This window comes from Pseudomonas sp. KH_027, from assembly GCF_057838565.1.
Window position 1 is genome coordinate 1 of sequence record NZ_JBYQOM010000002.1, and the last position, 11,445, is coordinate 11,445.

Genomic DNA, 11,445 nt, shown 5'->3' on the forward strand with positions numbered 1-11,445 from the left:
ATGACTCAACAACCCACTCAGAACGCCTTCGAGAAAGAAGCGTATCTGGCCCAGCTCGATGCAGCCCGTAACCGCCTCATCGTGTCGAGGCGTCAGGCAATCGACTGGGTATCTCGTTTGGATGAGAACGCAGCCTTCGCATTCATTCAGATCGAGCCGATGGTTTCACTGTTCCCTCGAAAGAAAGCAGATAACACCTACAGGATCGTGTACGACATACACACGTCGCCTAAGCGATATGGGGTGCTCGGGGTCGCGCTTCGTACAGACTCCATGCGGATAGACCTTTCCAAAGCCAGCTTGGCAGATGTGGTCAAAGCGCTAACTCCCCACTGCAATGCAGCCGAGGCGAAGGCTCACGCTGTTGCATTCCAGTCCTTCAATAAATTCAATGATCGGGTCGCAGCGCTTCGTGCCTTCGGCGTTGACCTTGAACCTGGAACGGCAAGTGGCCCAGTCCTACCTCGGTGGTTCGAGCTTCTGCATGCCTACGGGACTAAATGCCGCCCAGCTCTGGAAGCAGCATTCGACAGATTCCAATCGCTTACGGCTGAGCTAGATGAAGCCATGTTCGAGTTCAACGCGACCATGGGGCCGGTGAGATACCGCTCAATTCGTTGTACATACAGCATCGATGATTTTGACCTTCTGGGGCCGGCGAACCCCGCACTCAAGGTCGTCACAAGCCTCAATCCAGCCACTCGCCGCCGTCGCTACAACCTGATTCAGGACTTCAAGAAGGCATTGAAGAAAAAACGGATTGGACAAAAGCTCAGGCGCGAGCTTGGCCGTGACCCTGATAAGGCTGAGGTTCAGGAGGCATTACAAGCACTCCGGCCTAGGGCAGAGACTGAGTGGATTACCAAGGATGTGATCAAGGCCTGCTACCTAGGAAGATCGATCAACGATGTATTTGAAGCTCAAGAAAAACTGGTAGCCGCTATGCAGCCCTGGACCGAAATGCGGGCGCAGCTGCAAGCACTACTTCCACGATGAAGGGGAAACCATGACCAACACCACGACTGAACAGTCCCTGATTGCTATCGATCTGGGCAACGGAACCACCTCCTATATTGCTGGCAATGGCAAGCAAGGTAGTTTCCCTTCGCTCGTCACTCCTTATAAAGACACCAGCGGGCTTGGCCTCGGCGTTGCGAAGGAAGGATTCACTACCAAGGACGGTAAGAGTTACTTGGTGGGGGAAAGCTGCCGAGACGAAGGCGCTCCATCACGTAGCACCGATTCGTCCTTCTATTCGTCAAACACAATCCACATCCTGTTGCTCAAGGTGCTGCATGACAGCGGTATCAAGAATCCAGTCATCGTTACTGGTCTTCCGACTGAGTTCTACGAAAAGGAGGTCAAGAATTTCGAGGAAAATATCCGACGCTGGGCTAAGGGCGAAGGCTTCCAGGTAAAGGGTGTGAAGGTCGTTCCTCAGTGGGCAGGGCCTTGGTTTGACGACCAACTAGAGAGCGAAGTTGGTGAGCGCATCCCGCTTGATCTGGTCCTCAAGGGTAAGTGGGGCATCATCGATATTGGCCAGGGGACAACTGACGTTGGCCAGTTCAACAATGGCCGCGTCTCTGATAAGCGCCACGGGGAGTCGAAAGGGGTTTCGGATATTCACAAGGCAATCTTCACTGCCTTGAAGACAAAGCCGGAATCTCTGGTAGCCGAAGGTAAGAAGACAGCGCTGATCCCGAAAGAATTCAGCCTCGACAAGCAGACTACTGAATACTCCATAGACCAGTGGCTCCGCGATGGCTTCATTCCCTGGCGCGGGCAAAAGCTCGACATGAAGGCGATCAGCTCGCCTGCACGAAACGAATTCGCCAAGGATGTGTTGCCCCGCTGTATCGAGAAAGTCTGGGGTTCTACCGATTTCCTGGCCGGCATCATTCTGGCTGGTGGCGGTGCATCGGTATTGGGAATGGATGTGTTCAAGCAGTACATTCATTGCCCTGTGTATCAGGCCAAGACCCCTGAGCTGAGCATTGTTCGCGGCTTCTTCCGTTACGCCAAAACCCAAATCATGCCGATGATCGAACAATGAGCAAGGTCTTCCAGATCAAAGCTGAGCTGTTTGAAGGCCAGCATGATGCACTGATAGCGTTCTACGAAACCTATCCAAAGCTGTTTGTGAACAAGCTACTCCTGCGGTTGTGCGAAGCATTGATGCCGACCTATAAGCCCAACCTTGCTCTATTCCTGCCTCACCCCGAGGTAGGAGAAGCAAAGGGTCGGAAGATCGCGATCAAGGTTGATAAAGATGCTTGCCCAATGTTCTGGGACTTCTACAGGGAGCTGCCCTATGGCTCGCGTGTCCTGGTTAGCGTCAACCTGATGAACCACTACGTTCAACTGGTAGAAGGGAACAGGCAGCTTCTGGAGCAGGTTTACTGGAAGGGCACGCTCGATGATGAATCTGTGGCTGCTGTTGCCAAAGATGGCATTGCTGTTCTGCAAGCCGAGGTAGCTAGTTCTGAGCAGCAGAAGCAACCCATCGAGGTCGAGCGTGTGCAATCGGTAGAAGGGGTTGGTGATAGCTCAATGACCCTGGCCGTCGATCCACTGTCATTGCATCAAGTTGGACTTTGAATGGAAAGCCGGCGTTCGGGCTAGTCCGAACGCCGGTAGTCCAGCAGTCAATTATCTAATCTTCGATCCAGTAGCTGGCAAGTCCATCTGAATGGATGATGTTGATTCTAATGGTGTCCCCCCACTGGTGGTAGGAATGGATCAAAGCACCCAAGGCCGCTCTATCACCGTGGCCAATCAGCATCGGTACGGTTGATTTAGACGTTACAGCGAGGCGAGCAGAGAGGGCGGCTGGATCGACATTGAATGTCAGCCGCGCTCGATTTGCTTTCGCAGCCTGGATCAAAGAGTGAGCAAGGTCTGTGGCGCTATCAAAGGTAATCATCGTTTATGGACCCAGTAGCTCCCGCCGACACTGCAAGACAGCTCAAAATGATCGTAGCGCTCGGCCATCCAGCTTGTGGCAATACGAATTGAGCAGATGTTGTCAGAGCGTAGAGGGGGTAATGAATTATTGGCCTCTATGAGCCTGACTGAGAACTTCGTACCTGTCGGTCCCATGGGTACAAGAATGAACCTGTAAACCAGATCAGAACCATCTGTAACGAGCCAGCCGACCATCTGAATGAAGTCGTCGAGATTTACGTTGTGGAAGCCACGGCTTGATTTGAGTTCAGACGCCATGCGGCGAATGAACGGGTTAGATGGCTCAGGCCATTCTGCTTCGATACGTGCAGCCTCAAATGACAGCTTGTCGATACCCGCCCAGAATCCTTCTTCTGGCACATAGAACAGATCGTTATCCATGGGGTCGCATCCGATGCTCATGCTAGTGTCACCTTCCGGTAGACCTTCGAGTACGAAATCCATCCTGGTCGCAGGTATTGCGAAATAGCGCCGCCAGTCGTGCCGGTGTGAAGCTGAGGGACGAACTTGGCTATGTATGGGATTTGCTGAACCCCCACTGTGCTCAATGCGATCAGTATATGTTGGCGCCCCTCACTTTCAGCGGGTAATTCGTCAAAGAGCCCAATCATGTCCATGACTTGATCGTCAGCGGCGTAGTCAATGGATCGCGGCACAAAGACGTAAGGCGATTGCGGAATATTTCGTGATTCATGTACCTTCAAAGCATCCGTGCCAACGACATGCGGTCGCGGGACAAACCGTATATCGTTGACTGCATCAGCCACCGTTTTCGTCCAGGGCAAGGAATGTCTCAATTCCGAAGCCGCAGTAGTGAGTTCTGCCGCGCCGGGGATTAGGGCGTCCTGGTGCTGGCCGAGTTCGAGTCTGATTAGGTTGCCTGCTGCGTCGAGGCAATAACTGAATGTGATCATCGCTACTGGCTCAAACCGAGCTGACCGCGAAGTTCGGCATCAGCCTTGTCCCAGTAAGGTTTCGTATAGATTGACTCATAGTTCGTAGATATAATCCTTGGGATAATGAGACTTTCCGAGTCGAGATTGAGGTGGTGAATCAAGCTGTTGATCGGTTTGTCAGCCCCTTCAACAAAGTAATTGCCTAGGTTGGAGAAGTAGGCATCTACCACGTCGCCCTGTGGGTTCACGATGAACCAATGACGTGCCCAGCTATCCCAGTATTTGCCATCCGGGTCGTTAAAACCCCGGCTGACCTGGAATTCATTGGCTCCAACATAGTCCCCGGCTGCTTGCTTGGCAAACGGTAGGTATGGCTTTAGCCACTGGTCATAGCGCATAGACTTATTGCTTGAGCCATAGCGCACTGCTGGCGAATAAATGTAGAAATCGACACCGTGCGGCCCGTGTGGTTTGAGGAACAGCGGGATAAAGTTGTCTGGAACTTTTTCAAGGCTTTCAACGTACAATGGATTAGGGTTCTCGTCATACTGGAGCCAAGCAACTTTTACCTTGTCACCCAGTTGGTTGTCTTGAATGAATTTCTTCACCCGCGACACGGCCACTGCATCAGTAGCGAGGCGGTCAACAATCGGCGTGCCCCCATCCGTCCAACCCGGAGCGGCCATGTAGACGACCCATGCGTCAGGTTGCTTGTAGGGTTCGGGCAGTTTCTTATCTTTGTAGTTGCCGTAGGCTTTGAAAACGGTTTGGGTTCCGCCTGGGAATGTCATAGCAGCGACTTTCACGCGAGAGGGGCGGTAGGTTTTCTCGGTCAAGCCGGCCTCGTTCATAGGGCTGTCTTCGCGGCATCCGGTGGCTACTAAAGCTACCGCAATGACCAGAGTGGCGAATTTGATTTTTTTCATGGGTTCCTCCTTTTCCATATTTATAACGACTGATCCTGTGGAATCAATAAAAAAGGCCCCGAAGGGCCTTAAACATAGAATGGTTAATCAGTTGGTTTGGTAGGTGGGTTAAGGGAGTTACCGCCACCTTGACCTCCACCCGGATTTACCCCTCTGCCCACACCATCTTGAGCACCGCGACCTTGGCCGCTGCTTCCACCGTTCAAGCCGGACGAACGATTTTGCGAGCGGTTTCCAGAGTTGGCAATGTGTGTGACCTGTTTGCTTATGCCGGCAATAGTCTGGTTAAGAGCCGATGTGGCTGCACCTGACTTGCTTGCCGCCGCTATTTTTGCGGCGCGTCCGAAGGCGCCCCCCAAGAGAGAAATGGCAGAACCGACCATGCCGGCACCCCTGGCTACAGCAGCCGTACTTGCTTGGCCTGGGTTGAAGGATGTGACTGCACGAACGTCATCCCAAAGTATGAATTTCACAATAGCCACTTCACATATTGTTATTACGGAGTAGATAATTGCTTCCGAGTTCATAAGACTCATCATGGAAGGTACATCAACTCCGCCCAGAGCAAATGTTTCCGATTGAAGCTCATACAACTTACTGTATGTGATCAGATTAGCCGACAGCAAAAGGAGAAGATTGTTTATGAACACAACCAGAAAGGGGAAGGCCATCAACTTGAGGTAGGAGACTAAAGGTTTGTGCCCAAATATCACTGAGATAATTGCAAAGACCGGGAACGTGATAATAAGCAGGGCCACAATCATTGCCATGCTGGAAATTACAGTAGGAATCTTATACTCCAGCATCCACTTTGCATACGCGTTACCCAGGCTGCCACCCGCTCCCATAACAGTATCGGCTAGTGCCTCAGTAGCAGTTTCACCTACATGCTTATCAATGCCCAGCTCACTCATTTCCTTGTTCATGTCATTATTGATGCCTTCACGAACTTTATTGGCTGCCGTTGCGGCATTGTAAGTGCCAGCAACGTTAAGTTTTTCGTAGCCTTTTACTCCTTGCGCACCGATCCGTAGGCTGCGCATGGTTTCGTTGGCAACTAGATAAAGGTCGTAGCAGTTCTTGGGGTAGAAAACGTAGTCTTCCTCGGAGTTTGGCGTTACCTTGACTGCGCCATTTGGCAGCATTGTTTGGAACTCAGCAGGTGAGTTGGATATGGTTTTTAACGCGTTATTTGACGTGTCGTCGCTAGCATCATTTGATGAGAAAATAGTTTTGTAGTGTTCTGATGTTGGAATACGGTAGCCCCTGGTCCCATCAATTTTACTATTTGCAGCAGGTAGATTCTTGATGTAGTCAAGTGCTTCGCCACGTCGCCGGTCAAAGTGCCTAATCTCATTCTGAGTTGAATTGTGAACCGATGTTATTCCAAGGTACTCGCTACCAAAGGAATCCATCTTCGTCCAAAAACTGTCTTTGTCGTCAGAAGCATCGAGGTACTCAGCAATTGTAAGCGGCTCGCTCGGGTCCATGCCTAGAGTGTTAGCGCCAATCCCGATGCTTCGAAGCGAATTCAACTGCTTCCTAGAGGTTGCCGAAGTTAAAGCTGGCGATCCGCAAAGTTGGTGAAAGTCTTTGACTGCTTGTTTGCCCTCACCTTTAAGGAATTTATCCGCGAACTCTGTGGCTTTGTCGTTGTAGGCTATGGATAGAGCTTCTTTATTTGGCCCGCCGCCACCGCCAGCTGCCTCGACGATGGTTGCTTTCCAGGCCGCACTAACGACATTATCAAAATGCGCTGTAATTGATCCGGCCAATACGAATGAGTAGTAGCCGCCAATAGACAGCTCAGTGCCCGATGCACTCCCTAAATTCGTAGTATTTGTAGTCGGACTTATTAAATAACCACTCAAGAAAACCATCGCTAAAACGCCAATGCCAGCCTGTAGTCTATCAACTGGCGCCTTGAAAAAGCACAGGGCGGCCCATGCAAGCCCAAGAGAATAAAGAATTCCAACAGCCGCCTGCCTGAACAGCGGTGCGAGGTAAGCCATGGTTACGAAATAATGTTGGTACATACCCTCAAAGTTCCCTACGAGGAACTTGAGGTACATCCACTCAATAAAATCCTTTTCCATCTAATCTACTCGACTATTTGATGATCTGGTTGCGCTTTAGGTCAAGATCAATTTCGTTTGTCAGGTTTGAAAGCTCGGCCTTGAGGCTGTTAGTCGCGTGGACATACTGACGTTTACGTAGATCGGATATTACTTCGTCATCAGGTTGGTTTTGAATGCCGGTCAGTACGGCTACTTCAAGATTGTTGACTATAAACGTCAAGTCTTTCAGGGCAATCAACTGAGACAGATTCCTAATCATGGCCAACCCTTGAGCTGGGTTGGATTTCATCAGGTATTTGATCTTCCTGTGTTGACTCACTGTAATGGCCACACTGCTGCGGTTGTAGATGGCTTTGAAGCCTTCTGTGTTGATGAAGTCTGCTTCCTCGGCACCCAATACGTCATTCGTCCAACCTTCGTACTTCACTACGAGGTCGGCAGCGAGCTTTCGTAGAGTAAGGGTGCGGGGAATAACGCCGCTTTCACCGTTGTCGGTTATCTGGTAGTCCGGCAGCAATGGGCCGTAGTTTTTAATGTCGTCGCAAGGGATGCCGCTCGCGGCCAGAATCATGGTTCGGAGGCCTTCGCTCTCGATATTGTTGCAGGCTTGGAGCCGTACACCATTCGAGGTCGAATTGCTCCCGGAGTTGCTACCAGACGAGCCATTTGAGTTGGAGTTGTTCCCGTTCACGCCGGCATTGATCTGCACCAGCCCACCAGTGGCACTGCTTACTTTTCCGAGGTAATGGCTGCTGCGCTCCGTTACGGTTTGCTTGGTATCCTTCATCACCTTCGATACGTTCGAGAGCAACCCGTCATCGGCCATGCACTCAGGGTCTTTGAAGCCGGCCTCAGCAGTACAGCGCGCCTCCGCCATGGCTTGTGCCTTATCCTCAGCCGATTTGTCCGCAATGGCGCGGACACCGGAACAGCTCATGTTGGTCAGGTCTAGGCCGAACTGCCCTACGTTGTTAAGCTCGTCGATTACAGCCTTCACCGTTGGCTGAGAGTAGGCAAGATACATGATGGCCAGGGTCGGGGCGTTCTGGATGAAGCCTTCCACCATCTGTTGATACTGGGCTAGCTGCCCGTCGATGACTCCGCCTAGGTTGATGCCGTCACAGCCAATACCTACCTGACTGGAGCCATATCCGCTAAGAGCTGTTGTCCTGTCGGGGAAGTATGGAGTGTAGGACCCAAAGCCTTTGTAGGCTTGGCTATCCACTAGAGTGGAATCGCCACGGGTTTCTCTACCCCCATAGGTGGTTACGTTCTCCATGCTCATTGTCCAAGGCGAATTGGACTGGTCATCGGCGTAGGGGTCTTCGATTTTAGTTTGTGTCGTTGTCGAGACGTTCGAGCCGCCGCCGAGAGCATGAGCCGGTACAGCACCAAGCAGGGTGAGTGCTAACGCCAGGGTGCTTGCAGTCGCGAATTGATTCAGTTTCATTTGGCGTGCTCTCACTTCTTGGCTGTGATGCTGTGGCTGATGCCTTGCAGACGTTCTTCGAGCTGGACAATGCTCCTTACGCCTGCAAGCGGTTCACGTTGTTTCAGAGGCATATTGTCAATCCATGTGGTCGGCCACTTATCCACCCCGGCCTTGAGAGCATTGCGTGCTTCAAGTGCATTCAGAATTCGTCCTTTCAGGCCGCGATCAGTAACTTTTGCCTTAAATCCAGTTGGGTTATCGTCAAATTGGAATACCGAAATTTTAAGAGTCGGATAACGCTCTTGTAGCTTAGCCATGGTGGTAAGCTGAACTTCGCATGCTCCGCACATGCTATGCACGAAAACTGATACAGCTAATGATTGGGTGTTTATAGGTTTCGGTGCATCGAATTGTTGCTTGGCCTTATCCAGTCCGATGATGTTGTCTAATGGTCCTGCGTCCCACATAGCGGCCTGATATAGGCCCGCTGATTTTTTGTATTCCCCCCAGGTTGAGTCCATGTATTTGACTGCTGCCATGGCAGCTTCCGGGGTTTGCTCAAGCTGTAGGCGCATTACTGCGGAAGGTGTTCCTGGCACAAAATTAAATTCCAATCCAGCAGGGTTAGTTACCCTTATCGGCGCGTTTGGGTTCTTCTTAGCCTGCTTATTGATTTCTGTGCAGTTCTTCATCCACTGCATATTTTGGCAATCCATAATGTTCGGCAGTTTTTCCAACTCTGCACTTTCGCGCTCAAGCTGATAGTCAGCCACAGTTTTCATGGCGCCAGCCATAGCCTTGGCGAGGACTTCTTCTGTTGAGGTGCTGTTGGATACGGCAAATGGAGCATTAAAAATTATGCCGCCAGCAATAAATGCAATACCAATTTTAAGCTTAGAGTTCATTGTAAGCCTCGCTTAAAGCAAACTTGTGATTAGGTTCGAAAGAGAAGAAAGGTCGTCCACTACTCGCGGTTGCCCGTTGGGAGGAAGCACTACTACTGATGGAAGCTTTTTAACTCCATGTTGAGCAGCAAGACTTCCTTTGAAATCTGGGGTAAAACCAACCGGAGGCAATGAAGTACCACCTGTAGGCGGGGAGTCTGTCTTCCATTCTGCTGGTTTTATAACTACAAAAAACTTTGTACGAATCTTGCTGCCAAACTTACTTTGTAGGGATTCAGTCATTGTGTACAGGCGTTCAGCTGTAGAATCAGTTTTGTCTATAAAAACTAATACATCAATTCTAGGAATGTCTGGGGTTTCAACCATATTATCCGTAAAACGGAGAACCTCAGCTTTATACTGCGCAAGCTTCATATTTACAGCGTCAATGTCCTGCTTGCTTGGAATGCCATTGGCTCCACCGATAGTTGGGATGCCGCCATTCACTTTTTGCTCGATCATTGACTTGACACGCGGCAGCATTGCTTTGGCGCCATCGTGACCTTTGGAAGCTGCGACTTTGAAGAACTTAAAGGCTCGTTCAAGATTGTCGCCGTACTCAGGTGATCTGAGCATCATTTCGCCAAGGTAGTACATCGATTGAACATCACCAGCTTGAGCAAGGGGGAACAATAATTCCCATGCCTTCCCTTTATCGCCGCTACGCAATGCAATCAACCCTGATTTGAGCTGTTCCGCTGGGCTAATTTCCTCGGCTTCTGACGCTAATACAGGCTGAGAAAAGATCAATGCGCTAGTTAGTAGCAAGAGTAGTAATCGCACGGGCTTTCTCTCTTTGGTAAATTGGCAATAGCGCTTTCATATAAACTGATCGGACTCCAGGTGTTTTCGAGTGATAGTCGCCGGCTGCCTGTAGGTCTGATTTTCCCTGCTGTTTATGTTTTGCGACCAACGATGCTGCATAGTCCAAGTTGTATGATGGTTCAAACCACTGCTGTACTCTTGCTCTGCTAACACCATGAAATCTGTAGTTTACTTGTGCAATACCAATGTCAGTATTTACAACCCATAGCTGCCTGATTCTGGCTTCACCACGATTTACAGTTTTCTTGTCATCGTGACGTAGGGTCACGGGTCTTGCCCCTACATTTATCTGCGATTGCAGATAGCTTGATAGGAATGCCTTTGCAGCTCCTGATGTATGGAAAAACTGCCTTACAGTTTCACCTTTTGCTGGAACTATCTTCACCATCCATGGGTTCTTACTAATTTGCCATAGAGCCCAAACAGCTTGGTTCTTCTGGTTAAAGTAGAAACCTTCGCCATCGCAGTTAAATGTCCAGGGAGTCTTGCCAGTCTCCTTTTGTACAATTGCTCTCATTACGATTGGATCGATCCCGTGACGGCGGGCGGCAGAATCTATTAGCGGATCGTATGGGCTAGCCCCAACTTGGACCGAGAATAGAAATAGTAATGCAGCAAAGAGGCGAATCAACTCAGGTCCTCTATTGTCGAAAACCGATGTTTACGTAGCCACGCTACAGCGCAATCCCGGCGATACGCAGTTGCTTCTAGCCTACGGAATAGGGGAGGGTGGGGGTTATAGTTCTTCGTTCCAAGAATTTTATGAAGTCCTTCATGGAATAACACGTAACTAAGTACATAGCGAGGCGCTTTGTATCCAATACTCGATAGAGCAGGGGATACAAGTATTTCCTCAACATCGTTTTTTATTTCGATGCTGGCAACCGCTGGGGCTATTGATTCTGGGTCGTTATGCCAGATTGCCTGGGAAGTGCTGAACCAAATAGGCTCTTTCAGGTGGCGTAATGTGCTGATGTAGAGGCTGTTTATGTGCCTCAGCTCGTAATGACAGAAAGGGGTTAGTAATTTCTTCGCGGCACTCCAATCACGCTCTGCATAAGCCTGAATCGCTTGTGCTATGCGTTCTTGTTCGTCCTCCGGGAGCAACTTTAATTCTTCTGCCGGATCGCGAGGTTCAACCGCGCTGGGATAGTCCCAGCGCGCATTGACCGTCAACTTATTACTGAATCGTTCTTTGTTAATTGCCGCCAGACACTGTTGGAGCTGGAGATTGTCTTTCTCCGTTGGCTGGATTTTGAGTGTCTGTTTAACCTGCGGCACAGCCATTGGGTGAACTCCAGAACTTATGAACTACTTCGCCTTTGGCGTTCTGTAGATCAAGTCTGTCCCCAACGATGCTAACGCGAAGCCCCTCTA

13 protein-coding genes are annotated in these 11,445 nt (G+C 50.3%); 3 read left to right on the forward strand and 10 right to left on the reverse strand.

Annotation, left to right across the window (positions count from 1 at the left end; all coding sequences use genetic code 11):
- Genes AC3IYG_RS22520 through AC3IYG_RS22530 form a run of 3 tightly spaced genes read left to right on the forward strand, consistent with a single transcriptional unit; the run spans position 1 to position 2,601 of the window.
- Complete coding sequence (locus AC3IYG_RS22520; RefSeq protein ID WP_489314161.1) at positions 1-996, forward strand: hypothetical protein; 996 nt, start codon at positions 1-3, stop codon at positions 994-996.
- A 10-nt stretch (positions 997-1,006) separates the two neighbouring features.
- The gene (locus AC3IYG_RS22525) at positions 1,007-2,056 is read left to right on the forward strand and encodes a ParM/StbA family protein (protein ID WP_489314162.1); all 1,050 of its coding nucleotides are present in this window, start codon (positions 1,007-1,009) and stop codon (positions 2,054-2,056) included.
- Positions 2,053-2,601 carry a hypothetical protein gene (locus tag AC3IYG_RS22530; protein ID WP_489314163.1) on the forward strand — a complete coding sequence of 183 codons (549 nt, stop codon included), beginning with the start codon at positions 2,053-2,055 and terminating at the stop codon, positions 2,599-2,601. The genes AC3IYG_RS22525 and AC3IYG_RS22530 overlap by 4 nt, the downstream gene beginning before the upstream one ends.
- Before the next feature lie 55 nt (positions 2,602-2,656).
- On the opposite strand, the gene AC3IYG_RS22535 is transcribed toward AC3IYG_RS22530, so the two are convergent.
- The 10 genes from AC3IYG_RS22535 to AC3IYG_RS22580 form a co-directional block, all read right to left on the reverse strand.
- On the reverse strand, positions 2,657-2,926 hold the full coding sequence (locus AC3IYG_RS22535; RefSeq protein WP_489314164.1) for a hypothetical protein: 270 nt from the start codon (positions 2,924-2,926) through the stop codon (positions 2,657-2,659).
- Positions 2,923-3,348 carry a hypothetical protein gene (locus tag AC3IYG_RS22540; protein WP_489314165.1) on the reverse strand — a complete coding sequence of 142 codons (426 nt, stop codon included), beginning with the start codon at positions 3,346-3,348 and terminating at the stop codon, positions 2,923-2,925. The genes AC3IYG_RS22535 and AC3IYG_RS22540 overlap by 4 nt, the downstream gene beginning before the upstream one ends.
- Positions 3,349-3,365: 17 nt before the next feature.
- The gene (locus AC3IYG_RS22545) at positions 3,366-3,881 is read right to left on the reverse strand and encodes a hypothetical protein (protein ID WP_489314166.1); all 516 of its coding nucleotides are present in this window, start codon (positions 3,879-3,881) and stop codon (positions 3,366-3,368) included.
- A gap of 2 nt (positions 3,882-3,883) precedes the next feature.
- Entirely contained in the window at positions 3,884-4,789 is a 906-nt protein-coding gene (locus AC3IYG_RS22550; protein ID WP_489314167.1) for a hypothetical protein, read from the reverse strand.
- Between the two features lie 83 nt (positions 4,790-4,872).
- Positions 4,873-6,885 carry a hypothetical protein gene (locus tag AC3IYG_RS22555; RefSeq protein WP_489314168.1) on the reverse strand — a complete coding sequence of 671 codons (2,013 nt, stop codon included), beginning with the start codon at positions 6,883-6,885 and terminating at the stop codon, positions 4,873-4,875.
- A gap of 13 nt (positions 6,886-6,898) precedes the next feature.
- Positions 6,899-8,317 (reverse strand): hypothetical protein, encoded by a 1,419-nt coding sequence (locus AC3IYG_RS22560; RefSeq protein ID WP_489314169.1) that lies wholly within the window; start codon positions 8,315-8,317, stop codon positions 6,899-6,901.
- Between the two features lie 11 nt (positions 8,318-8,328).
- Positions 8,329-9,204, reverse strand: coding sequence for a TlpA family protein disulfide reductase (locus AC3IYG_RS22565; RefSeq protein ID WP_489314170.1), 876 nt, complete (start codon positions 9,202-9,204; stop codon positions 8,329-8,331).
- 12 nt (positions 9,205-9,216) lie between these two features.
- On the reverse strand, positions 9,217-10,026 hold the full coding sequence (locus tag AC3IYG_RS22570; RefSeq protein ID WP_489314171.1) for a hypothetical protein: 810 nt from the start codon (positions 10,024-10,026) through the stop codon (positions 9,217-9,219).
- Positions 9,998-10,699 (reverse strand): lysozyme family protein, encoded by a 702-nt coding sequence (locus AC3IYG_RS22575; protein ID WP_489314172.1) that lies wholly within the window; start codon positions 10,697-10,699, stop codon positions 9,998-10,000. The genes AC3IYG_RS22570 and AC3IYG_RS22575 overlap by 29 nt, the downstream gene beginning before the upstream one ends.
- Entirely contained in the window at positions 10,696-11,355 is a 660-nt protein-coding gene (locus AC3IYG_RS22580) for a hypothetical protein (protein WP_489314173.1), read from the reverse strand. Before AC3IYG_RS22580 ends, AC3IYG_RS22575 begins: the two co-directional genes overlap by 4 nt.
- Positions 11,356-11,445: the final 90 nt, after the last annotated feature.